Below are 23,096 nucleotides of genomic sequence, written 5' to 3'. Positions count from 1 at the left end.
GTGGTTTCTGGACGTATTCCTTCCTGAAGTCGGTTTTCTGGCGTTGTTGTTAAGTCTCGGGGTCAACGTGTTGACCCCGTTGACGGCCTTTGCGGGAGTGCGGTTGCGCTGGCCTGCCATGATGCGACTCACTTGCATCGGCATTCTGGCGCAGTTCGCGCTCCTGCTGCTCGCCTTTGGCGTACTGACGTATTGTTTTCTCATCAGCGATTTCTCGGTCATTTATGTCGCGCAACATAGCTATAGCCTGCTGTCGTGGGAACTCAAGCTGGCAGCGGTGTGGGGCGGCCATGAAGGTTCGCTGCTGCTTTGGGTGCTGCTGCTTTCCGCCTGGAGCGCGCTGTTTGCCTGGCATTATCGGCAGCAAACCGATCCGCTATTTCCGCTGACGTTAGCCGTTTTATCTCTCATGCTCGCCGCACTGCTACTGTTTGTGGTGCTGTGGTCCGATCCCTTCGTGCGGATATTTCCACCAGCAATCGAAGGCCGCGATCTCAATCCGATGCTGCAACATCCCGGTCTTATCTTTCATCCACCGCTGCTTTACCTTGGCTATGGCGGTTTGATGGTGGCGGCGAGCGTGGCGCTGGCGAGTTTACTGCGCGGCGAGTTTGATGGTGCCTGCGCCAGAATTTGTTGGCGCTGGGCACTACCTGGCTGGAGCGCATTAACGGCGGGGATCATCCTCGGTTCCTGGTGGGCCTATTGCGAACTGGGCTGGGGCGGCTGGTGGTTCTGGGATCCGGTGGAAAACGCCTCTTTATTACCCTGGCTTTCTGCCACTGCGCTGCTGCACAGTTTGTCCCTGACACGCCAGCGGGAGATTTTCCGCCACTGGTCGCTGTTGCTGGCGATAGTAACTCTGATGCTGTCGCTACTGGGTACCTTAATTGTCCGTTCTGGCATTCTGGTTTCGGTTCATGCGTTCGCACTGGATAACGTCCGCGCCGTGCCGTTGTTCAGCCTGTTTGCACTGATTAGCCTTGCGTCTCTGGCTCTGTATGGCTGGCGAGCGCGGGACGGTGGCCCGGTGGTGCGTTTTTCGGGGTTATCGCGGGAAATGTTAATCCTCGCTACGCTGTTGCTGTTTTGCGCAGTGCTACTGATCGTGCTGGTGGGAACGCTTTATCCGATGATTTACGGTCTGCTGGGCTGGGGACGCCTCTCCGTTGGCGCGCCGTATTTTAACCGCGCGACGTTACCGTTTGGCCTGTTGATGCTGGTGGTGATTGTGCTGGCGACGTTTGTCTCTGGCAAACGCGTGCAGCTTCCGGCGCTGGTAGCTCATGCGGGCGTGCTGTTATTTGCCGCTGGGATCGTGGTTTCCAGCGTCAGCCGTCAGGAGATCAGCCTGAATTTACAGCCGGGTCAGCAGGTGACGCTGGCAGGATACACCTTCCGTTTTGAGCGCCTCGATCTGCAAGCCAAAGGCAATTACACCAGCGAAAAAGCGATAGTGGCACTGTTTGACCATCAGCAACGCATTGGTGAACTGATGCCGGAGCGGCGTTTTTACGAAGCACGTCGTCAGCAAATGATGGAACCGTCAATTCGCTGGAACGGCATCCATGACTGGTATGCGGTCATGGGTGAAAAAACCGGAGCGGATCGTTACGCTTTTCGCTTGTATGTACAAAGCGGTGTGCGCTGGATCTGGGGGGGAGGATTGTTGATGATTGCGGGCGCATTGTTAAGCGGATGGCGGGGGAGGAAGCGCGATGAATAAAGGACTTCTCACGCTACTGCTGTTATTTACCTGTTTTGCGCGCGCTCAGGTCGTAGACACCTGGCAATTCGCCAATCCGCAACAACAGCAACAGGCGTTAAATATTGCCAGCCAGTTACGTTGTCCGCAGTGCCAGAATCAAAACTTACTGGAATCCAACGCGCCGGTGGCAGTCAGTATGCGCCATCAGGTTTACAGCATGGTGGCGGAGGGGAAGAACGAAGTCGAAATCATTGGCTGGATGACCGAACGCTACGGAGATTTTGTTCGCTATAACCCACCGTTAACGGGTCAGACGCTGGTGTTGTGGGCGCTGCCAGTGGTGTTGTTACTGCTGATGGCACTGATCCTCTGGCGAGTGAGGGCGAAGCGATGAAAGAGCCCAAAATACCGGTGAAAATGCTGACAACACTCACGATTTTGATGGTATTTCTCTGTGTCGGCAGTTATCTGTTAAGTCCAAAATGGCAGGCGGTACATGCGGAATATCAGCGTCAGCGCGATCCGCTACATCAGTTTGCCAGCCAGCAAACCCCGGAAGCGCAGCTTCAGGCATTGCAGGATAAAATCCGCGCTAATCCACAAAACAGCGAACAATGGGCGTTACTGGGCGAGTACTATCTGTGGCAAAACGATTACAGCAATTCGCTGCTGGCGTACCGTCAGGCGTTGCAACTACGTGGTGAGAACGCTGAACTGTATGCGGCGCTGGCGACGGTGCTTTATTACCAGGCCAGCCAGCATATGACCGCCCAGACTCGCGCAATGATCGACAAAGCCCTCGCGCTGGACTCTAACGAAATCACCGCTCTGATGCTGCTGGCTTCCGATGCGTTTATGCAGGCGAATTACGCGCAAGCCATCGAACTATGGCAAAAAGTGATGGATCTCAACTCACCCCGGATCAACCGGACACAGCTGGTCGAGTCGATTAATATGGCGAAATTGTTGCAGCGGAGATCAGATTAATCATCTGGTGATGAAGATTATGTTATTGAGTTGTATAAAAAATAATCGAATGAACATATGCCAAAAATAATCACTAATCAGTATTATTGCAGATTAAACAAATAAAAATCTTTCCATAACAAATGGTTATTCATTAATCCTGCCATAAACTCGCGTTATTATGCATTAATGCAGCGAAAAGCTCTGTTGTTAAAGGGTTGCGCAACATACCGCGCAAATGATACTGATCATAAGCGTTAAAAAAATCTACAAACCAACACAACACAATTCATGCCCTGGCAGTATGTCACGTTCTCGCGTTTCTGAACGGGGAACGGCGCTCCATTGAGGAAGTTATTCTGATGAAAAATATAAAATTCAGCCTGGCCTGGCAGATTCTGTTTGCTATGGTGCTGGGCATTCTCCTGGGAAGCTACCTGCACTACCATAGCGACAGCCGCGACTGGCTGGTCGTCAATTTACTCTCTCCGGCGGGTGATATCTTCATCCATCTGATTAAAATGATTGTTGTGCCGATTGTGATCTCCACGCTGGTGGTGGGTATCGCGGGTGTTGGTGATGCCAAACAGCTCGGGCGTATTGGCGCGAAAACCATTATTTACTTCGAGGTGATCACCACCGTCGCCATCATTTTGGGGATCACTCTGGCGAACGTCTTCCAGCCCGGTGCCGGGGTGGATATGTCGCAGCTGGCGACCGTCGATATCTCGAAATATCAGAGCACTACGGAAGCGGTACAAAGCAGTTCCCACGGCATTATGGGCACGATTTTGTCGCTGGTGCCGACGAACATTGTGGCGTCGATGGCGAAAGGCGAAATGCTGCCGATCATCTTCTTCTCGGTGCTGTTTGGTCTGGGGCTTTCCTCCCTGCCCGCGACGCATCGTGAACCGCTGGTGACCGTGTTCCGCTCCATCTCTGAAACCATGTTTAAAGTGACTCACATGGTGATGCGTTATGCACCGGTGGGTGTGTTTGCGCTGATTGCGGTGACGGTGGCTAACTTTGGTTTCTCTTCTCTGTGGCCACTGGCGAAACTGGTGCTGCTGGTGCATTTCGCCATTCTGTTCTTCGCGCTGGTAGTGCTGGGAATTGTGGCGCGCCTGTGCGGGTTAAGCGTCTGGATCCTGATTCGTATTCTGAAAGATGAGCTGATTCTGGCGTACTCCACTGCCAGCTCTGAAAGCGTACTGCCGCGAATTATTGAGAAGATGGAAGCCTACGGAGCACCGGCGTCGATCACCAGCTTCGTGGTGCCGACCGGTTACTCTTTTAACCTTGATGGTTCGACGCTGTATCAAAGTATTGCCGCTATTTTCATCGCTCAGCTGTATGGCATTGACCTGTCCATCTGGCAGGAAATCATTCTGGTGCTGACGCTGATGGTGACCTCGAAAGGGATTGCTGGCGTGCCGGGCGTGTCGTTTGTGGTGCTGCTGGCAACGCTGGGTAGCGTAGGTATTCCGCTGGAAGGTCTGGCGTTTATTGCTGGTGTTGACCGTATCCTCGACATGGCGCGTACTGCGCTGAACGTGGTGGGTAATGCGCTGGCGGTGCTGGTGATTGCCAAGTGGGAACACAAATTTGACCGCAAAAAGGCGCTGGCTTATGAGCGTGAAGTGCTGGGCAAATTTGATAAAACTGCGGATCAATAATTGAAGATTGCCGGGGTTATCCACCCGGCAATGTGTGGATGCCTGATGCGACGCTGGTGCGTCTTATCAGGCCTACCTTAACCGTTGGTTAATTTTTCAAACTCTTCACACCCGGTATCAAACCCTTCCATACAGCTCAGGTTCAACCAGTGCAGCGCCTTTTGTTTGTTCTTCTCGATAAAACCTTCCTCACCGTTTAAGAACATCATTCCCGCCCAGTACTCGGAATAACCGGTTCGGGAAATTGCAGAGCTGCGTTTGAAATACCAGGTTGCCTTGTCATCGTCGGCCTTAATGCCCACGCCGTTGGCGTAAATCAAACCAAGCAGCATTTGGGCATCGACGGCGGAGTCATTCTCCAGATCTTCCGAGGCGTTTTCTAACAGCGAAATCGCCTTTGGATAATCCGGTTTACCCGCTTGAGTATTTACCAGAATATGCGCCAGCGTTACTTCACCTTCTTTACTGCCCGCTTGCGCCGCTTTCTCTGCAAGAACTTTTGCTTGTGGATAGTCCAGACTGACCGGATTGGTGATTTTGATCTGCGCCAGCAGCGCGCAGGCATCAGCATCACCGCTGTCGGCGGCTTTCTGTGCCCAATATTCGGCTTTGCTCAAATCGCCGGAGCTAAACCAGCTGTCGGCAAGAAAATATTGTGCGCGTCGGTCCCCGGCCTCTGCTGCCTTTAAATACTGGCTGCCAGGCTCGGAGTCGTTCGCGTGGGCAAAGAATGTCAAAAACAACATCAATGCGATAATTTTTTTCATTTTGATAATACGATTGGGTAGGGAGTAACCAGTATAAAGAGTTCGAATGGATAAAAAAACAGCCTCCGAAAGGAGGCTGTAGAAAGGACTGTATTACGCCAGTGCCGCTTCGCGCAGGCGAGTTTTCAACTTGTTGTACTCGTCAATCACGTACTGCTCGGCGGCGCGCTGATCGGCGATCGGCTCGACGCGCACGGCGCAGTATTTGTATTCCGGCGTTTTCGTAATCGGGCTTAAGTTTTCGGTAACCAGCTCGTTACAGGCACCAATCCACCACTGGTAGGTCATGTAAATCGCCCCTTTGTTCGGACGATCGCTGACCTGCGCACGGGTGATAATTTTGCCTTTACGCGAGTGCACCCAAACCAATGCCTCATCTTCAATACCCAGACGTTTGGCGTCTTCGGTATTGATTTGTGCGTAGCCAGGTTCATCAGCCAGCGCCGCCAGTGCCGCACAGTTACCGGTCATCGAACGGCAAGAGTAGTGACCAACTTCACGCACCGTTGACAGTACCATCGGGTACTCGTCGGTGAGTTTGTCGATTGGCGCTACCCAGTCGCAGGTGAAGAACTGCGCCAGACCGTTCGGGGTATCAAACTTCTCTTTAAACAGATAAGAAGTCCCCTGATCGGCATCTGAAGTATCGCGGCAAGGCCACTGAATGAAGCCCAGTTCGCCCATTTTCTCGTAAGTCGCACCGTAGAAATCCGGGCACAGATGACGCAACTCATCCCAGATCTCCTGGGTGTTGTTGTAGTGCATCGGATAACCCATACGGGTGGCGATTTCACTGATGATTTGCCAGTCCGTTTTCAGATCCCATTTCGGTTCAACTGCTTTGAAGAAACGCTGGAAGCCACGGTCAGCCGCAGTAAACACGCCTTCATGCTCGCCCCACGACGTTGACGGCAAAATGACATCCGCCGCCGACGCGGTTTTGGTCATAAAGATGTCCTGAACGATAACCAGTTCCAGATCTTCAAAGGCTTTACGTACTGCCGACAGCTCCGCGTCAGTTTGCAGCGGATCTTCGCCCATAATGTACGCGGCACGCACTTCGCCATGCGCTGCGCGGTGCGGCAGCTCGCTGATGCGATAACCGGTATGAGCAGGCAGGCTTTCCACGCCCCAGGCTTTGGCGAATTTCTCGCGGTTAGCCGGATCTTTCACGTACTGGTATCCCGGATACGTATCCGGCAGCGCGCCCATATCGCAGGCACCCTGCACGTTGTTCTGACCACGAACCGGGTTTACACCCGCATGCGGCTTACCGAGGTTACCGGTCAGCATCGCGAGGCTGGTCAGAGAACGCACGGTTTCCACGCCCTGGTAGAACTGGGTTACACCCATGCCCCACAGGATGGCGGCGCTTTTCGCCTGGGCATACATCCGTGCCGCCTGACGAATCTCACTGGCGCTGACGCCGGTGATATCTTCAACCGACTCCGGCGTGTAGCCTTCAACGATTTTACGATACTCTTCAAAGCCTTCTGTACGGGAAGCGACGAACGCTTTGTCGTACAGATTTTCTTCAATAATGACATGGCCCATCGCATTCAACAGCGCGATGTTCGAGCCGTTTTTCAGTGCAATGTGCATGTCAGCAATGCGCGCGGTTTCAATTTTGCGCGGATCGCAGACGATAATTTTCGCCCCGTTACGTTTAGCGTTAATTACGTGATTCGCCACGATTGGGTGGGAATCCGCCGGGTTGTACCCGAAAACGAACACTAAATCGGTATTATCAATTTCGTTAATAGCATTGCTCATTGCGCCATTACCGACCGATTGGTGCAGACCTGCAACCGATGGGCCGTGTCAGACACGAGCGCAGCAGTCAACGTTATTGGTACCAATAACGGCGCGCGCAAATTTTTGCATTACATAGTTGGTTTCGTTACCCGTACCACGCGAGGAGCCGGTCGTCTGGATGGCATCCGGACCGTACTTCTCTTTGATGGCGCTCAGGCGCTCGGCAACGTAATTCAGTGCCTCATCCCAGGAAACAGGTTCGAGTTTGCCGCCACGCTGGCGACGGATCATGGGGGTTTTCAGGCGCGGGGTCAGGATCTGGGTATCGTTAATGAAATCCCAGCCATAATAACCCTTCAGACACAGGGTACCCTGGTTGGTTTTCCCCTGCGCTGCCTCCGCCCGGACGATTTTGCCGTTATCGACGACCAGGTTGATTTTGCAACCTGATGCGCAATAGGGGCAAACCGTGACGACTTTTTTCATCGGTCTCGCTCCAGTTAATCAAATCACGCATACGCGCTCTCGACTACAGTATGCATCTTTTATGCCACATTTTATTTGGGGTCATTCCCTGATATTACGGGCACTATTTATTCAAAACTCTGACGAAAAACAGGCTGTCGTCAGTTTTGACGTGACGAAACGAAATACCGCGTGACAGCCATCACGCGGCAGACATTTTATTTTTTCTCGACGACGGGAGCCGCCTGATACCCGCCGCCCAGCGATTTCATCAACTGAATGCTTTGGATCACCCGGCGGCTGTCCAGCATCAGTAATGACATCTCTTCGGCAAGTACTGGCAACCGGGCTTCAGTGGCCTGTAAGCGGCTGGTTAAGCCGCGCTGATAGGCGGCCTCGGCAGCGCGCTGGGTGAAGCGCGTTGCTTCCACGCGTTCAGCCTGCATTTCTCGCTCGTCGTTGAGCGTTTGCAGACGCGTGCCGTTGACGGCAACGTCACGCACCGCGTTCAGTACTGACTGGTTGTAACGTTCAATCATCATGTTGCTGGCGGCGCGCGTGCCTTCGAGATTGGCATTCAACCGTCCACCGTCAAACAGCGGCAATTTCAGACCCGGGATGAAGTTGAACTGGCGACTGGTTTTTTTGAATAAGGTATCCAGGTGGATGGCATCAAGGCCGAAAAACGCTTTGATATCAAAGCTCGGGTAGAACAGCGCCCGCGCGGAATCCACCTGATCTAATGACGCCTGAACATACCAGCGCATGGCTTGCAGATCCGGGCGTCTGGCGAGCAACTCATAAGAGAGTGTCGCCGGAATGCCGGTCTGGACTCGTGGTAATGCCACCGGTTTGATCTCCGGCATATCGCTGGCCCCCGCGCCAATCAATGCACGCAGAGATTCTCGCGTTTCGGTGATTTGCCCTTTGACGGCAGCAATTTGTTTATCGACCGCCAGAATCTGTGCCCGCGCGCCGTGGAAAGGCACTTGTGCTTCCAGACCGTGCGCCACTTTACTCTGGTGCGCTTTCACCGCGTAATCAATCACATCGCGAGTTTGTTCTAACAGATCGAGCATCTGATAGCTGGCCTGCATACTGTAATAAAGCTGCGCTACGCCCGTGGTCAGCGATAGCTCTACTGCTGCGGTTTCTGCCAGCGCGGCATTATGCGCGCCAATGGCGGCGGCAACCGCTGAGCGATGCACACCCCACAAATCAAGATCCAGTCCGGCAAACAAACCTACTGTGGCTTCCGTATAGTACGGCCCGTCCATACCTAGTGCGGGCGCATCCATCGCATAAGGGCTTAAAAAGCCGTTCGCCGAGACGCGTTGGCGGTTGAGCATCCCTAACGCTGCGACCTGTAATTGTGAACCGGCATCTAACAAATCGGCCTGGGACTGCGCTTTTTCTTCCCGCAGTTTCGCTTCGGCGAGGGTGTGTGAACCACTTAGCGTCCGTTGGATCAGCGCATCCAGCTGCGGGTCATTGAGTTGTTTCCACCACTGCGCCTGCGGCCAGCCGGAGCTGGCAAGATGAATATCGTCGGCCAGTTTGATTTGTTCCGGTTTGAGCTGTTGATGAGGTGCAGAATCCTTACGTACCAGGGCACAGCCGGAAATCAGCGTCGTGCTGCCGAGAATGCTGCACAACAGCAGACGTGAAAGTTGACGATTGATCATTGCGTGGCTCCTTGTGCCTGTTCCGTGGCGGGCGTTAATGCCGGGGCTGTCCAGTCTGGCAAGCGGGCGAAAAGCTGGCAGACGTGTTGCTCCTGTTTTAATAAGGTGGGCAGGATGGCCTGCGAGGCGGGTGTCTCTTCAAGCGTTATTTGAGGAGAACGGCTGAGTGCGGTTGCCAGACCGGCAGCGTATTTCTCCAGGGCGTCGGCAAACTGAGCTGCTCTGTCCGGCTGTAGTGCGTTATCCAGCGCCTGCGCCGAGTTCCAGGTGGCATCCCAGGCGTGAAGAATATCGCGGCCCTGACGAATAACCGTTTGCGAACGTTCAATCAGTAAGGCGCGTTCTTCGCTGTCCAGTTGACGCTCCAGCGCCACGCGTTGGCACATCTCTTCACAGGCATTAAACGCCGCATGCAGACCGATACGAATTTGCAGATAAGTGCGCAGAGCCGTGACTTCCTGCTGGCGTGGGATCCGCATTACTTTACTTAACATACCCAGCGTGCCAGCCAGTTTTTGCGGCAGTGTGCGCGCTTCACTTTCAGGCCAGACAAAGGTGTAAATCACCGCGGACACCACGGTACCAATGATGATACCCATGGCGCGATCGCGAATTTCCACCAGGTCGTACACCGGGCCAAAAACGTTTTCGAGCGTGGCGAGCGCGAAGGTGACCACCATCTGTGTGCCGATATAAGAAGAGCGTTCAGAGCTGGTGGCAATCCATGCGCCCAACAGGAAAATCGGTGCCAGCACAAACAGCAATTCGACAATATTGTCCAGCCAGGGCATGACCAGTAGCGTGAATAACAGCGCCAGAATCGCGCCGCAAAAGGCCCCGCCAAAACGCAGCACCATCTTCTGGTACGACGAACCGACATTTGGGTTAGCGACGATCACGCATGTCAGCATACAGGTGTGAATGCCTTCCCAGTCCACGCCGCTGTAGAAGGTGTAACAGATCAAACAGGCGAGCAGTGTTTTTACCGCGTAGCGCATATAGTCTGGATTGGTAAAAGCATCGGCGACCATTGATGGCGGTTTGGCGGCGGGCGTTGGCGGCGTATTCGGGTCCATCTGGCCCAGTTGTAACAACGTCTGGCAGATATTCTCCAGGTTACATTCCCGTGCCGCCATCGCTTCACTTTCAGTGATCCGCCAGTCGCTTTGCCAGCACTGACCTTCAGCAACGGCATGCTGCAGCTTATTGATTTCTGAGGCTAATTTTTGCCGAAATTCAATAATTGCCTGAGAATCAGCAAAAGAGGTGGGATCGTAGCGATTCAGCGTCGAGTAAATGTAGGTTACCGTTGCCACGCAGCTTTGCCACCATGCGCTTTGAGTTCGCCAGTTGGCATCGTCCGCGAGACAAAAGACATTCAGTTTTTGCAGCGCCAGCGCCTCTCTTTCAATCCGCGTTTCGGGTAGCGGTGCGAGGCTGTCCGTCAGGTGACTAATGGCATCATCAAGCCGATCATTAAGCGCTTGATGCATTTGCGTAATGGCACGACTGGGAAACCACAGCACGCCGATTAACGTCATCAGCAAGGTTGGATAGAGGCCAACAACGATACACCACAGCGTTAAGCGCACGACCACTTCCGGATAGTCGAGCATGGCGGGGAAGGTTTGCCCGTAAATGGCGACAATGGCGACAGCGAAAAAGACCAGTCCCAGCCGATGGGTGCGCATCAAAAACATACAGCCCATCAGGATCGGCCCGGCGATGATCAATCGGATCAACGGTTCGCCGTATGACCATTTGTAGATCAAAAACAGGCTGCCGATCTCCAGCACCGTGGCAACCACAAACAAGATCGCGACAAATTTGGTGTAAAACGCGTTCGACTGAATACCGTAAAACAGCACTGCCAGCGATAACGCCACAAAAGGGATCTCAAAAGTCATCGAGATCAGAATCACCAGCAGGCAGCCTACCCAGAGTTGCACGATCTGCGGCACGCGGCCGGGTCGCCGCTCGCTTAACTCTTCATGAAAGAACGCCAGCAGCCTGACCACCGGTAATGGCAGGGAGTTGAGCGCGCTCATTATTGCGGCTCAAGATTAGCGACTGCCGAAGCGCCGATGCGGAACATTTCCGGGTCAGGTTTATCGACCATGATTTTGACCGGAAAACGCTGGGCAACGCGGACCCAGTTAATAGAGCGAGAAACTTTCGGCAGGCCGCCCAGCACCAGGCCGCCGTCATCCGGTAGCACGCCGTAGCCAATCGAATCCACTTTACCCTCGAAGGTTTTGCCGCTGTCACTCATCAGGTGAATCGTTGCGGGTGTACCTGAGCGAATATTTTTCAGATCGGTTTCGCGGAAGTTGGCGATCACGTACCAGTGACGAGTGTCGATTAGGGTAAAAATAGGGCGCATGGCAGAAGCAAATTGCCCGACGGAGGTTTTGAGGGAAATGACCCGGCCATCAAACGGCGCGCGAACGGTCGCCATTTCCAGATGAAGTTTGGTCAGGGCAATATCCGCTTCGACCGCCGCACGTTGCGCCACCAGCGCATCGACGCCGCTGACGGCGCTGGCGGCTGACTGCGCCTGTAACAATACGGCATTAAGATCGGCTTCTGCGGCGCGCTGCGCAGTTCTTGCACGGTCAACGTCTTCCGCTGAGACAAAACCCTCTTTCAGTAATGGCTCGGTGCGGCGTAATGTATCTGTGGCCTGTTTCGCGGCGGCACGGGCTTTTTCTACCGTGGCGTTAACCGAGTCGGCACCAAACTGTTGCGCGTCAACGCTACGCTGGGTGAGCATAATTTGCTTATCCAGCGCCGCGAGGGAGGCTTCAGCTTTCGCCAGATTGGCTTCGTACGGGCGCGGGTCAATGCGGAACAGCAAATCGCCCTGTTTGACTGCCTGGTTGTCGGTGACCGCCAGTTCTACAATGCGACCGCTGACTTCCGGCACCACATCAATGGTATCTGCTGACGCGTAAGCGTCATTAGTTGATGGCGCACTGTCTACGCGCCAGATAACGAAAACAAGGGCAACCAGCGCCAACGCAACCACTAACAGAGCAGGGAATTTACTGCGAGGAGCTTTTTTCGGCGTACTTTCCATGAGCGCGTCTCAAATAGATTAGAAAAATGCCAGCCAGAACAGCATGGCGTAGAGAGCAAAAAGGGCGGTATAAATAATTCCGACAAATGCCAGATTGATATTTGCCCGCTGAATAACTCGCCTCGTGATGAGCGTCAAAATAAGGCTGGCAATGGCGCAGAAAAACCAGCTGGGATAATAAGCGCCGATCACCGGGATTGCCGGAGATAATGAGCATCCCGAAACCATGAAGACGGGAATTATCCAGGCTGTTTTTTTGAGTTGCATCGCCATGCGAGAGAGAACTGTTGGCATATTAAATACATCCTGTCTGCTGCGAACAATATCTGTAGTGAATATCAACATCCATTGAAGGCGTCAGTATGGCTATTTTCTTGATGAATAAAAATAGCTTTATTCAGCCACCGCATTCATAACTTATATATTTTATTTATTAATTGGCTGTATATATTTTTAAAATAAATGCTTTTGGGGGCTTCAGCGCCCCCAAAAGCGAGTGACATTAATTTGGGGTTACGATATTCACCCACAAATCGAAATTATCCAGACAGGCGATAATTTCTTCCAGTTTCGCGCCATTGCCAATAATTTTGGCTTTCTTCGCTTTTACCAGATCCGCCATTTTGGCTTGCCCGGTCAGCACGGCGTGCAGATCTTCATGGCTGATGTAGAAAGAGGCGTTGGCTTGCGGTTGCAGCGTTTTCCGGTAGTTAAGCACACTATCGTTCAGCGTCAGGTTGAGGTTATCGCCGTTGCCCATATTGAAGTTCAGGCTGATATTTTTACCCGCGGCTTTCGCGCTATCGAGGCGAACGGACATAAAGTCGAACAGCATTTCGACCGACATCCCGCGAATGGTGTCCGGGGAACCGGTGGTGCCGTGGCTGAACTTATGCACCCCTTCGCGCAGCTCTTTCGCGCCGGTCAGGTAGAAACCGCGCCATGTGGCGGACTCGGCCTGATAGCCCAGCTGTTCAAAGTTATTCGCTTGCAGATTCTTCGCGACCTGGTCACCCGGGTTGGCGGCAATCACCTGTTTCAGCAGTTCTGCCGACCAGCGGTAATCACCTTGCTTGTTCGCTTCTTGCGCCAGGTTGATGACACGGGCAGAACCGCCCAGCGCCTGCACGTAACGTTTACCCATCTCCACCTGACCATACGGATGCAGGTTAGCCGGGTTACCGTCGTAATAGCCAAGATAGAAGTTATACACCGCGCGGGCGTTGTGGCTGACAGAACCGTAATAGCCACGGCTGGCCCAGTTATTGGCAAGTGCAGGCGGCAGCTTAATCATGTCGCCGATTTCATTCATGGTGTAGCCCTGGTTCGCCAGGTGCAGGGTCTGGTCGTGAATGTACTTGATAGTATCGCGATATTTACCAATATAATCATTGATATGCTTATTGCCCCAGACCGGCCAGGTGTGCGGCATAAACAGGACTTCCGCGTCGTTACCCCACATATCCAGCGTTTCGTTCAGGTACTCGGTCCACTTGCTGGTATCGCGGGTTTTCGCGCCGCGCAGAGTGTAGAAGTTGTGTAGGGTATGCGTGGCGTTCTCGGCGGTACACAGGGCTTTCAGGGCCGGAATATAGAAGTGCATTTCGGCTGGCGCTTCGCTACCTGGGGTCATCAGGAAGTCAAACTCCAGGCCGTCAATAATCATCTTCTCGCCAGTTCTGACGATAATTTTAGTCGGTGCAATAATGCTCGGGTCGCCCGTTGCCAGCGTCACGCCAAGGCCATTACCCACGTTGCCTTGCGCGTTGTGCGGCAGTAACAGACCGTAAGAGTAGAGCGCACGGCGGCTCATGATGTTACCCGCCAGCACGTTTTCGCTGATGGCTTCGTCCATAAAGCCTGCAGGGGCAATCACCTGAACTTTGCCGGATTTAACATCTGCTTCAGAGATAATACCTTTCACGCCACCATAGTGGTCAGTGTGGCTGTGAGTGTAGATAACGGCAACAATCGGTTTATGCGGACGATGCTGGAAGTAAAGGTCAAGTGCGGCTTTTGCGGCAGGTGGCGTCACCAGTGGGTCAATAACAATAATGCCTTTCTCGCCCTCAACGAACGTAATGTTAGAGATATCCTGGCCGCGCACCTGATACATTTTATCGGTGACTTTGAACAGGCCAGAAATACCGTTGATTTGCGACTGACGCCACAGGCTGGGGTTTACGGTTTCCGGCGCTGCGGCATTAATATCAAATTTGTAATCGTCCGCGCGGTAGTAAACTTTACCGTTCGCATCACGCAGAATACCTTCATCCAGCAGCGGGGCGATAAATCCACGCTGGGCATCGTCAAAATCCTGACGATCGCTAAACGGTAATGATTTGGCGTAATTCTGATTAACCTGTTGGGTATATTGAGTGGCGGCTTTCGCTTCCTCTTTCGCGTTAGCGGTATTTACCATCATGCCGCTGGCGGCAGTTAACGCAATAACAATCCTGCTCAAACGGAATAACCGAGAGTTATTCATATAAATCTCCATTTATCATTTATGTCGTAAATATGTAATCCATGCAAAATACGTCATTTAAAGCTGGGGTTATCATAATTGGGAATTTGCGACTTTAATAAGTGGAAGTGTGAGCGGAACGATCCATTTTATTAGGCATTTGTGCTGAAGAGGAAAAATTACAGTAAAACTATCATTGCAGAAAATAATATGAGCCGTTTTATGTGTTTATTATATATATTGTACCTGTCGTTGGCACAGCGGGACATTGCGCTACTGTGCCAACGCTTTACTCATGGGGCTTTAGCACAGGACTGTGGCAAAAAATGTTGATGCGCCAATATTGCTGCACCCTGAGCGCCATTAAAGTCAGAAGATGAGGCGGCAATAAAGCGCACGACCTGATGCGGCAGTGGACGGCGCAGGTACTTTTGGGTCATGGCAATGAGAGTCTCGCGTGGGAAGGCGGGCATATCCATCACGCCACCGCCCAGAATCACCGCATCGGGATCGAACAGATTAATGCTGGTGGCAATGGCCCGTGCCGCGTTTTCAAGCAGACTCTGGACGAAAGGGGCGTTTTCCGCATGGACGAAAAGGTCGCTCAATGGGTAATTTCGGGGCTGTTGTTCGTACCAGCGTCTTAGCGCCATTCCAGAGCAATTGGTTTCCAGGCACCCAGGATTGCCACACGCGCAGTGTTGGGTCATATCTCCCAGGGGGATATGACCCAGTTCGCCTGCCACACCGTGTGCACCCGTCCACGGCGCACCGTTCATCCACACTGCGAACCCCATCCCCGTACCGAGATAGGCCGCCAGAACCAGTTGTTGCGTAAGGCGGTTTTCTACTACGTCCCAGGAGAGTTGCAGGTTAACGTCGCGGGAAAACTCAACCGGACAATTCAGCGTATTTTCGAGCTTATCGGCGAGATCATATAAATCCGCCGCTGTTAACGGCAGGTTAGGCGTAGAAATTATGGTGCGTTTATCTTTACTGACCAGCGCCGGAAATCCCATCACCAGACCATGACAGCGAGCGTTAAAGCGCCTGAGTTGCTCGTCAATCATTTCGCCGATACCCGACACCAGGCCGGGAGCAATGACTTCTGCGGTCCGCTTTTTTTCGCAGTGTAGCGTTTCACCTTCTGCTGTCTGCAGACAAAAGCGGATATGCGTTGCCCCCATATCCACGCCCGCTACGACGTTATGCTGTTTTTGCATGAGGCTGTACCTCGCTTTTTGCAGCCAGAATCTGCGTGGTCATAATTCTCCATGCTTCGTCGATATTTTCCGCATGATTAAACAGGCCGGAAGTGCCGACGATAAAGACATCCGCCCCTGCCGCCATAAGTTTTTCGTAAGTTGCCTGGTTGCAGGAACCGTCCACCTCAATTTCGTACTCCAGACCTTCTCGTTCACGCCATGCCTTCAGTTCGGCAAGTTTATCCAGCATTTCAGGAATGAACGGTTGTCCGGCAAAGCCGGGATCGACAGTCATGACCGTAATTTTATCGGCCTTATGGATATAGTATTTCATGGCCTCAACTGGTGTCTCCGGGTTAAGGATCAGCCCCACTTTCATGTCATGACAGCGGATTTCATCAATCAGGCGGAACGCCTGACCGTTGATAGTTTCCGGATGCAAAGTGATGAAATCAGCTCCCGCACGCGCCAGTTGAGCAATGTAATCCTGCGGCCGCGTCACCATCAGATGACAGTCGAGCGGTTTAGTTGCCAGTTTTTTAACCTGACTTACGAAGAACGGTGAGAGTGTCAGATTGGGGACAAAGTGACCATCCATGATATCGATGTGAAAGTAATCGGCATGGCTGTCGATAAATTCGATCTGTTCTTTAAATTTCAGCAGATCCATACACATTAACGAGGGGGAGATTTTCATGTTCAATTCCTTACTTACTGATAAGACGGTCAAGGGCGACAGCCGCGATAATTAATCCGCCCATCACCACCAGTTGGTAATAGGTTTGTACCTGCAAAATATTCAGACCGTTGTTGATGGTGCCGATGATCAACCCGCCCATCACCACAGAGAAAATGCGCCCCTTGCCGCCGAAGAAACTGGTGCCGCCAATGATGGCGCTGGCAATGGCATAGGTTTCAAAACCCATACCGGCAAGCGGTTCTGCGGCACCGAGTCGTGCAGTTGAGACGACGCCTGCCAGACCTGCACAAACACCGGAGATGATAAACACCACCAGGATGTGGAATTTCACGTCAATCCCGGAATAGAACGCCGAATTTTTGTTGCCGCCCAGTGCGTAGATGTTGCGCCCGAGCCGCATACGCGTTGTCAGAAACCAAAGGATGAGCGCGACAATTAGCGAGAAGATAACGGGGACAGGTATCCCAATTACGCTGGCGGCAAAGAAGTTCACGAAGTCAAATGAGAAGCCGTATACCGAGTTGGCATCGGAGATCACCAGCGTGATCCCACGGAAAATCGCGTTGGTGCCAAGGGTGATGATGAACGGGTGTAGCCCCGTCCAGTTGACCAGGCAGCCGTTGATCGCCCCCAGTGCTCCGCCAACCAGTACACCGCCAATCATCGCTGCGAGAAATGGGTCAACACCTGCCAACATCAGTTTGGCGGTCACCATACCGGAAAGCGCCAGAATTGCGCCAACCGAGAGGTCGATACCAGCGACCAGGATAGCGAAAAACTCGCCCATGCCGATCAATACCGTCACGGAGCTTTGAACAAAAATCTGGGTAATATTATTGGTGGTCAGAAAATATTCTGGTGACAGCGAACCAAAGATGGCGACGATGATCGCCAGGATAAAAAAGGTGCCGTATTTATCCCAGAACAACGCAAAGTTGAACGGTTTCTTCTCGCTCGCTTCGCTTTTTACTCTTGTGGTAAAGCCCATGCCATAATCTCCTCTTCGCTCATGTCATCGCGATTCGTCAGGATTTGCGTCAGTCGTCCTTCGCAGAACACGGCGATGCGGTCGCAGACGGTGATAATTTCAGGTAGTTCAGATGACACCATCAGGATGACTTTTCCGTCGTCCGCCAGTTGGCGCATCACTTTGTAAATTTCGGCTTTCGCGCCAACGTCGATGCCGCGGGTAGGTTCATCGAAAATAATCACTTCCGGGCAACAGCACAGCCATTTGGAGATCAGGACTTTCTGCTGATTTCCCCCGGAGAGTTCGGTGATATTCTGGTTTATCGAATGACATTTCAGCGCCAGCAGTTCGCGTTGATTTTCAGCGGTACGTTGCTCGTCAACTTCATGAAACAAGCCCATCGCGCCTTTATAGCCGCCGTCTTTCAGACTGCGGCTGATCGCCATGTTCTGAGCGATGGAAAAGTTGGGGAAAAAACCGTTATCCCGGCGGCTTTCTGTGATGTAAGCCATCCCTTTTTTCACGGCATCCAGGGGGGAACGTGGAGAGATATCTTTGCCATTAAGACGGATTTCTCCGCCAGCGCGTTTATCAACGCCAAACAGGCAATTCATCAGTTCAGTACGTCCGGAACCGACCAGCCCGGCAAAGCCTAATATTTCTCCCCGGCAGACGCTAAATGAGATATCCCGGACCTTTTTTCTGTCACGGCTGGTGACGTTGCGCACCTCAAAAACCGTTTCGTGCGCAAGGTTGCTGACATTCTCCTTCATCGCGTTAAAACGGTTTTGCAATTCGCGGCCTACCATCAGACGGACGATATCGTCATTTGACACATCGCTCACCATGCCGCTGCAAACGCTGCTGCCGTCTTTCATCACCGTATAGCGGTCGCAAATACGGCGAATTTCCGCCAACTTATGCGAGATATAGACGATGGCCGTACCCTCTTTACGCAACTGATTCATGATCAGAAACAGATAGTCCACCTCTTTATTGGTGAGTGAGGAGGTGGGTTCATCCATGATGATGACTTTGGCATCGAGCATCAGCGTTTTGGCAATTTCCAGCATCTGCTTGTGGCTGATAGATAAATTCGCCACTTTCTCATCTAAATCAACTTTCAAGCCCACGCGTAATAACATCATGGCGGCGCGGACACGCATTTCTCGCCAGTCGATAATATTGACGCCACAGATTTTTTTCGTCAGATGACGACCAATATATAAATTTTCCAGTACGGTTAATTCATCAATAACGCTGAGTTCCTGATAAATAATCCCGATACCGAGTTGTGCCGCTAATTTATGATCCAGCTTGTTATAGTTAATGTTATTAATAGTAATGGTGCCTTTGGTCGGCTCATGTATTCCGGATAAAACCTTCATTAGCGTGGATTTACCCGCGCCATTTTCTCCTAGTAATGCATGTATTTCACCAGGATAAAACGTTAAATTAACCGACTTTAATGCGTGAACCGGACCAAAGGACTTGCCGATCCCCGCCATCGATATATATGGCGTGGCCATAAATAACCTCTCTGCACGAAATATCGTATTATTGCCTGATGGCTACGTTTATCAGGTCTACGTTCAGGTTATTTTGTTGGCCGGATAAGACACTTCATTAGCATCATCATCCGGCATCATTCAGTTTTATTGAGTGACCAGGATTGAATCGACCAGTTTAAATTCCGGTGCTTTATCCAGCGGAATAACCTTGCCGGATTTCTCAGCGTCAACCATCAGCTTCAGACCCGTTGCGCCAATATCTGCCGGGTTCTGGGCAACCGTCGCGGTCATTTGTCCGGCTTCCACCATTTTGCGGGCTTCCGGAATTCCATCTGTACCGACGACCAATATTTTGCCCGTTTTTCCGGCGTTTGCGACTGCCTGAGCAACACCCATTGCCATCGTGTCATTCGCGCAATAGATCGCTTTAATATTCGGATTACGTTGCAACACGTTAGTGGCGACATCCAGTGCTTTAATGCGGTCCCAGTCGGCAGGCTGGCTGGCGACAAGCTTGATCTGGCTTGCTTTTTTGAAGGCTTCGGTGGCACCATTACGACGCGCTTCACCGGAGGCGTTACCGGCTTTACCCTCAATGATTGCGACTTCACCACCTTCAGCACCCAATTTGTCAATAATGAACGACGCGCCTTTCGCCCCGACAGCAACGTTATCGGTGGTGACAAAACCTTCCACATTGCCGCCAGCTTTTTTCAGATTATCCATGTCGATTTTTTCATCGAGATTAACCAGATAAATGCCTTTTTTCCATGCGCGGGCGACAGGCATGACCAGATTCACTGAGGATAATGGAGCGAAGGCGATACCTTTGTAATTTTTATTACTGAGATCTTCAAATAACTGCAATTGAGATTGAAAATCGCCTTCTGAAGGAGAGGCAAAAATATCAACGCTGACGCCCAGTGTTTTTGCTTCATCTTCAATGCCTTTTTTCATATCTACCCAAAATGGGTTGGAGAGGGTTTTCAATACGACAGCATATTCGGCGGCAGCAAAAGCGCTGGTTGACAACATTAAGCCCACGAGTGTGCTGCTGAAATATTTCAGATATTTATTCATAATATTGTTCTCACGGTAAGGGGACAGGTAACTCCGCGATGGCGGAATTACCTTTTTCTTATTTCAGCGCGCCTGGTGAGAAGAAATCAACAATTGCGCCGGTTTTTTGCATATTAATATTAGCTTGTTCAATGTTGAGCTGGGCGACAGAGACAAAAAAAGCGTCCAGCAAAGTTAGTTGTAATATTCTTGCCGAGGCATTACGACCTAATAACGGCGTTTCCGGGGCTGGTGAGCAAATAATATAATCGGCCAGTTTCGCTATTGGTGAATGGTAGCTATGCGTTATACAAATAATCTTTGCCCCGTTCTTTTTTGCCAGTTCTACGGCCGCTTTTACATCACTGGTTCGCCCGGAATGGGTCACTACCAGCACAACATCTCCTTCCTGTAACAACGAAGCGGACATCATCATGATGTGAGCGTCCGGATAGGCCTGACAGCGTACGCCAATGCGCAAGAACTTGTGCTGTACATCAGCACAGATAGCATTTGATCCTCCGGCACCGTATAAATCCCGCTGTCTGGCCTGATAGAAAAAGCGGGCGGCACGGTGGATCTCATCAACGTTGACGATCGACTGACCTTCCATAATGGTGCGTAAAGTGATGTTAAATACCTTATTCACCACATCCTGCGGCGCTTCATCAAAAGCCAACTCGGAAGGCAATACTTGTTCTGACTGAGAAAAATAATCTTCCAGCGCACTGCGTAAGTTACGAAAGCCGCTAAACCCCAGCAGCTTTGATACCTTAACTATCATCGCTTCAGATACCGCCAGAGCTTCTGCGACATCTTTAATTGCGGGTGCACAACTCAGGTTACCGGGTTTGAGTAACCACTCCACGATGCGGCTTTCATTTTCTGTCATTCCTTCCTGTTTCATTCGCAGGTAAGGCGCTAACCCTATACCGTTCGGAAGCGCTGAATCAAACTCTGACTGGCTCATCACGTTCTCTTGTCCTTGAATTGAAGACGCCACTATATCACCACAGCAAGAACAGAAAAGATGCTGGCTACTTCACAAAAAAATAAAATTTATAAAGTTTGTTTTGTTGTGAAAAATGGATAGTGGCTTAAAATTTTATTTCATTCAATCACTTTAAAAACATGATGTTATTTGTTTTTCTGGTTTTTTAGATGATAGATGTTGCTGGATAGTAAGTGTCTTTAACGCTATTGCGCTGTCAGATGTAACTCTGTAAAACAGATCAGGAAGGCGGATTTCATCGATTTTGGGTGTTTTTAATTCATTTACATCACAAATGTTTTTTGATTGTGAAGTTTTTGCACGAACGGGGAAGATGAATGAAAAAGATTGCATTTGGCTGTGATCATGTCGGTTTCATTTTAAAACATGAAATAGTGGCACATTTAGTTGAGCGTGGCGTTGAAGTGATTGATAAAGGAACCTGGTCGTCAGAGCGTACTGATTATCCGCATTACGCCAGTCAAGTCGCACTGGCTGTTGCTGGCGGAGAGGTTGATGGCGGGATTTTGATTTGTGGTACTGGCGTCGGTATTTCGATAGCGGCGAACAAGTTTGCCGGAATTCGCGCGGTCGTCTGTAGCGAACCTTATTCCGCGCAACTTTCGCGGCAGCATAACGACACCAACGTGCTGGCTTTTGGTTCACGAGTGGTTGGCCTCGAACTGGCAAAAATGATTGTGGATGCGTGGCTGGGCGCACAGTACGAAGGCGGTCGTCATCAACAACGCGTGGAGGCGATTACGGCAATAGAGCAGCGGAGAAATTGAGATTCATCCACTACTTGCATGGATGAGTAATGACTAATGTGGATAGAGTTTCTTTTTGAGGTTGGCTAATGAAACGCTTTCCGCTATTTCTTTTATTCACCCTGCTCACGCTGTCCACCGTTCCGGCCCAGGCTGATATTATCGACGATACTATTGGTAATATTCAGCAGGCGATTAATGACGCTTATAACCCTGACCGTGGGCGAGACTATGAAGATTCGCGCGACGACGGCTGGCAGCGTGAAGTGAGCGACGATCGGCGCAGACAATATGACGACCGCCGCCGCCAGTTTGAAGATCGCCGCAGGCAGCTGGACGATCGCCAGCGCCAGCTTGATCAGGAGCGTCGGCAACTGGAGGATGAAGAGCGGAGAATGGAAGATGAGTATGGGCGATGAGGTTGGGTATGGAGCAGGCATCGCCCCTTACCCCAATGGGGAGAGGGAGAAAACGAGCGCAATATTCAATATTGAGCACAATCGGTCCCCTCGCCCCTCTGGGGAGAGGGTTAGGGTGAGGGGGCCAGCGCGCACATTCCCTCTCATCACGCCACCCCAATCTCCATCCCATCAAACCCCACCTCAAACCCTGACGGTAGTGCGTTTTCCATCAGCCACGCATCAAACTGGTGGCTGATATGGGTCAGAATCACCTGTGGCGAGCGGATAACCTGATTCAGCGCAAGCACGGTATTTAAATCACAGTGATTACGCGGTGCATCCGCGCGCGGCGGGTGACTGCAATCAATCACCATCACCTGCGGATGATTATTGAGTAAAAATTTCAGCGTTTTTTCCGGCAGGCCAGCGGTGTCAGACAGCCACGCCACCCGGCTATGTGCCGTTTCCAGCAGATAACCGAAGGTCAGTTTTGAGTGGTTAAGCGGCAGCGGCGTGACCTGCAACCCCTGCAAATCAAACACCACAAACGGTTCCACTGTGTGGCTGAAATCAAGCAGGCCCGGATGTTTAAACAGATCGTCGCAGCCCTGTTCATCCGGCGGGCCGTAGACCGGGATCACATCGCCCACGCCCCAGCGTAGCGGAAATAGCCCCTGGACGTGATCCATATGGTAGTGCGTCAGCAAAAACTGCTGGAACGATCCAGGCGACCAGCGATCGGTGAGATCGTGCCGCCCGGCGTCGATCAGGGTGATCGCGTCGTTAAACTTCACTACGCCGCTGCATGGCTGGCGGCGATACTGCGGCGAGCGCCGCGCTCTGGCGCAGGCCGCGCACTCGCAGCCCCATGCCGGAACGCCCTGTGCGCCGCCAGTGCCGGTGAGCGTGAGGGTCAGGCTCATG

The 23,096-nt window shown here is 51.9% G+C and carries 20 protein-coding genes; 6 read left to right on the top strand and 14 right to left on the bottom strand.

Annotated elements, in window-relative coordinates; translation table 11 throughout:
* The first annotated feature begins 7 nt into the window (after positions 1 to 7).
* The 4 genes from FTE26_RS16405 (at position 8) to gltP (ending at position 4,350) form a co-directional block, all read left to right on the top strand.
* Entirely contained in the window at positions 8 to 1,726 is a 1,719-nt protein-coding gene (locus FTE26_RS16405; protein ID WP_071524619.1) for a heme lyase CcmF/NrfE family subunit, read from the top strand.
* A complete protein-coding gene (nrfF, locus tag FTE26_RS16400) occupies positions 1,719 to 2,102 on the top strand; it encodes a heme lyase NrfEFG subunit NrfF (RefSeq protein ID WP_001032546.1) in 384 nt (127 codons plus the stop codon). Before FTE26_RS16405 ends, nrfF begins: the two co-directional genes overlap by 8 nt.
* A complete protein-coding gene (gene nrfG / locus FTE26_RS16395; protein ID WP_000662608.1) occupies positions 2,099 to 2,695 on the top strand; it encodes a heme lyase NrfEFG subunit NrfG in 597 nt (198 codons plus the stop codon). The genes nrfF and nrfG overlap by 4 nt, the downstream gene beginning before the upstream one ends.
* A gap of 341 nt (positions 2,696 to 3,036) precedes the next feature.
* Entirely contained in the window at positions 3,037 to 4,350 is a 1,314-nt protein-coding gene (gene gltP / locus FTE26_RS16390; RefSeq protein WP_000789589.1) for a glutamate/aspartate:proton symporter GltP, read from the top strand.
* A gap of 77 nt (positions 4,351 to 4,427) precedes the next feature.
* Here gltP and yjcO read toward each other — a convergent pair whose 3' ends face one another.
* The 13 genes from yjcO to FTE26_RS16325 all read right to left on the bottom strand — a co-directional run bounded on the left by yjcO (position 4,428) and on the right by FTE26_RS16325 (position 20,983).
* Positions 4,428 to 5,117: a Sel1 family TPR-like repeat protein YjcO gene (gene yjcO, locus FTE26_RS16385; protein WP_000719886.1), complete on the bottom strand. Its 690-nt coding sequence runs from the start codon at positions 5,115 to 5,117 to the stop codon at positions 4,428 to 4,430.
* Between the two features lie 93 nt (positions 5,118 to 5,210).
* A complete protein-coding gene (gene fdhF, locus FTE26_RS16380; RefSeq protein WP_001300547.1) occupies positions 5,211 to 7,358 on the bottom strand; it encodes a formate dehydrogenase subunit alpha in 2,148 nt (715 codons plus the stop codon).
* Between the two features lie 197 nt (positions 7,359 to 7,555).
* On the bottom strand, positions 7,556 to 9,022 hold the full coding sequence (gene mdtP, locus FTE26_RS16375) for a multidrug efflux transporter outer membrane subunit MdtP (RefSeq protein ID WP_000610574.1): 1,467 nt from the start codon (positions 9,020 to 9,022) through the stop codon (positions 7,556 to 7,558).
* The gene (mdtO, locus tag FTE26_RS16370) at positions 9,019 to 11,070 is read right to left on the bottom strand and encodes a multidrug efflux transporter permease subunit MdtO (protein ID WP_001275144.1); all 2,052 of its coding nucleotides are present in this window, start codon (positions 11,068 to 11,070) and stop codon (positions 9,019 to 9,021) included. The genes mdtP and mdtO overlap by 4 nt, the downstream gene beginning before the upstream one ends.
* Positions 11,070 to 12,101, bottom strand: a complete 1,032-nt coding sequence (gene mdtN, locus FTE26_RS16365; RefSeq protein ID WP_000446377.1) for a multidrug efflux transporter periplasmic adaptor subunit MdtN — start codon at positions 12,099 to 12,101, stop codon at positions 11,070 to 11,072. The genes mdtO and mdtN overlap by 1 nt, the downstream gene beginning before the upstream one ends.
* 18 nt (positions 12,102 to 12,119) lie before the next feature.
* Positions 12,120 to 12,395, bottom strand: a complete 276-nt coding sequence (locus FTE26_RS16360) for a YtcA family lipoprotein (RefSeq protein ID WP_001295389.1) — start codon at positions 12,393 to 12,395, stop codon at positions 12,120 to 12,122.
* Between the two features lie 208 nt (positions 12,396 to 12,603).
* Positions 12,604 to 14,589 carry an alkyl sulfatase YjcS gene (gene yjcS / locus FTE26_RS16355; RefSeq protein ID WP_001066015.1) on the bottom strand — a complete coding sequence of 662 codons (1,986 nt, stop codon included), beginning with the start codon at positions 14,587 to 14,589 and terminating at the stop codon, positions 12,604 to 12,606.
* 272 nt (positions 14,590 to 14,861) lie between these two features.
* The gene (gene alsK, locus FTE26_RS16350) at positions 14,862 to 15,791 is read right to left on the bottom strand and encodes an allose kinase (RefSeq protein ID WP_001171663.1); all 930 of its coding nucleotides are present in this window, start codon (positions 15,789 to 15,791) and stop codon (positions 14,862 to 14,864) included.
* Entirely contained in the window at positions 15,775 to 16,470 is a 696-nt protein-coding gene (alsE, locus tag FTE26_RS16345; protein WP_001297586.1) for a D-allulose-6-phosphate 3-epimerase, read from the bottom strand. The genes alsK and alsE overlap by 17 nt, the downstream gene beginning before the upstream one ends.
* A 10-nt stretch (positions 16,471 to 16,480) precedes the next feature.
* Entirely contained in the window at positions 16,481 to 17,461 is a 981-nt protein-coding gene (gene alsC, locus FTE26_RS16340) for a D-allose ABC transporter permease (RefSeq protein ID WP_000507108.1), read from the bottom strand.
* Complete coding sequence (alsA, locus tag FTE26_RS16335) at positions 17,440 to 18,972, bottom strand: D-allose ABC transporter ATP-binding protein AlsA (protein ID WP_000235230.1); 1,533 nt, start codon at positions 18,970 to 18,972, stop codon at positions 17,440 to 17,442. The genes alsC and alsA overlap by 22 nt, the downstream gene beginning before the upstream one ends.
* Before the next feature lie 126 nt (positions 18,973 to 19,098).
* Complete coding sequence (gene alsB, locus FTE26_RS16330) at positions 19,099 to 20,034, bottom strand: D-allose transporter substrate-binding protein (protein ID WP_001046195.1); 936 nt, start codon at positions 20,032 to 20,034, stop codon at positions 19,099 to 19,101.
* Positions 20,035 to 20,092: 58 nt separating this feature from the next.
* Positions 20,093 to 20,983 carry a MurR/RpiR family transcriptional regulator gene (locus tag FTE26_RS16325; protein ID WP_000083216.1) on the bottom strand — a complete coding sequence of 297 codons (891 nt, stop codon included), beginning with the start codon at positions 20,981 to 20,983 and terminating at the stop codon, positions 20,093 to 20,095.
* 359 nt (positions 20,984 to 21,342) lie between these two features.
* Here FTE26_RS16325 and rpiB point away from each other — a divergent pair, with 359 nt between their 5' ends.
* Both rpiB and yjdP read left to right on the top strand, forming a co-directional pair.
* Complete coding sequence (rpiB, locus tag FTE26_RS16320) at positions 21,343 to 21,792, top strand: bifunctional allose-6-phosphate isomerase/ribose-5-phosphate isomerase RpiB (protein ID WP_000716794.1); 450 nt, start codon at positions 21,343 to 21,345, stop codon at positions 21,790 to 21,792.
* 68 nt (positions 21,793 to 21,860) lie between these two features.
* Positions 21,861 to 22,190 (top strand): DDRRRQL repeat protein YjdP, encoded by a 330-nt coding sequence (gene yjdP, locus FTE26_RS16315; protein ID WP_000819746.1) that lies wholly within the window; start codon positions 21,861 to 21,863, stop codon positions 22,188 to 22,190.
* Positions 22,191 to 22,336: 146 nt separating this feature from the next.
* Here the strand turns inward: yjdP and phnP are convergent, their stop codons facing one another.
* The gene (phnP, locus tag FTE26_RS16310; protein WP_000059926.1) at positions 22,337 to 23,095 is read right to left on the bottom strand and encodes a phosphonate metabolism protein PhnP; all 759 of its coding nucleotides are present in this window, start codon (positions 23,093 to 23,095) and stop codon (positions 22,337 to 22,339) included.
* Between the last annotated feature and the right edge of the window lies 1 nt (position 23,096).

Origin of the sequence: Escherichia sp. S10b, from assembly GCF_028421345.1 — a bacterium.
Taxonomy (GTDB): Bacteria; Pseudomonadota; Gammaproteobacteria; order Enterobacterales; family Enterobacteriaceae; genus ECMA0423.
Note: the sequence above shows the minus strand (reverse complement) of the source record. Positions and strands in the feature narration are given on the sequence as shown.

What these genes read in the sequence shown, in the direction of transcription:
- phnP (WP_000059926.1), bottom strand. Translation starts at nt 23,095, where the DNA reads ATGAGCCTGACCCTCACGCTCACCGGCACTGGCGGCGCACAGGGCGTT.
- yjdP (WP_000819746.1), top strand. Translation starts at nt 21,861, where the DNA reads ATGAAACGCTTTCCGCTATTTCTTTTATTCACCCTGCTCACGCTGTCC.
- mdtP (WP_000610574.1), bottom strand. Translation starts at nt 9,022, where the DNA reads ATGATCAATCGTCAACTTTCACGTCTGCTGTTGTGCAGCATTCTCGGC.
- FTE26_RS16360 (WP_001295389.1), bottom strand. Translation starts at nt 12,395, where the DNA reads ATGCCAACAGTTCTCTCTCGCATGGCGATGCAACTCAAAAAAACAGCC.
- mdtO (WP_001275144.1), bottom strand. Translation starts at nt 11,070, where the DNA reads ATGAGCGCGCTCAACTCCCTGCCATTACCGGTGGTCAGGCTGCTGGCG.
- rpiB (WP_000716794.1), top strand. Translation starts at nt 21,343, where the DNA reads ATGAAAAAGATTGCATTTGGCTGTGATCATGTCGGTTTCATTTTAAAA.
- FTE26_RS16325 (WP_000083216.1), bottom strand. Translation starts at nt 20,983, where the DNA reads ATGAGCCAGTCAGAGTTTGATTCAGCGCTTCCGAACGGTATAGGGTTA.
- alsK (WP_001171663.1), bottom strand. Translation starts at nt 15,791, where the DNA reads ATGCAAAAACAGCATAACGTCGTAGCGGGCGTGGATATGGGGGCAACG.
- alsA (WP_000235230.1), bottom strand. Translation starts at nt 18,972, where the DNA reads ATGGCCACGCCATATATATCGATGGCGGGGATCGGCAAGTCCTTTGGT.
- yjcS (WP_001066015.1), bottom strand. Translation starts at nt 14,589, where the DNA reads ATGAATAACTCTCGGTTATTCCGTTTGAGCAGGATTGTTATTGCGTTA.
- nrfG (WP_000662608.1), top strand. Translation starts at nt 2,099, where the DNA reads ATGAAAGAGCCCAAAATACCGGTGAAAATGCTGACAACACTCACGATT.
- mdtN (WP_000446377.1), bottom strand. Translation starts at nt 12,101, where the DNA reads ATGGAAAGTACGCCGAAAAAAGCTCCTCGCAGTAAATTCCCTGCTCTG.
- alsB (WP_001046195.1), bottom strand. Translation starts at nt 20,034, where the DNA reads ATGAATAAATATCTGAAATATTTCAGCAGCACACTCGTGGGCTTAATG.
- alsE (WP_001297586.1), bottom strand. Translation starts at nt 16,470, where the DNA reads ATGAAAATCTCCCCCTCGTTAATGTGTATGGATCTGCTGAAATTTAAA.
- nrfF (WP_001032546.1), top strand. Translation starts at nt 1,719, where the DNA reads ATGAATAAAGGACTTCTCACGCTACTGCTGTTATTTACCTGTTTTGCG.
- alsC (WP_000507108.1), bottom strand. Translation starts at nt 17,461, where the DNA reads ATGGGCTTTACCACAAGAGTAAAAAGCGAAGCGAGCGAGAAGAAACCG.
- yjcO (WP_000719886.1), bottom strand. Translation starts at nt 5,117, where the DNA reads ATGAAAAAAATTATCGCATTGATGTTGTTTTTGACATTCTTTGCCCAC.
- gltP (WP_000789589.1), top strand. Translation starts at nt 3,037, where the DNA reads ATGAAAAATATAAAATTCAGCCTGGCCTGGCAGATTCTGTTTGCTATG.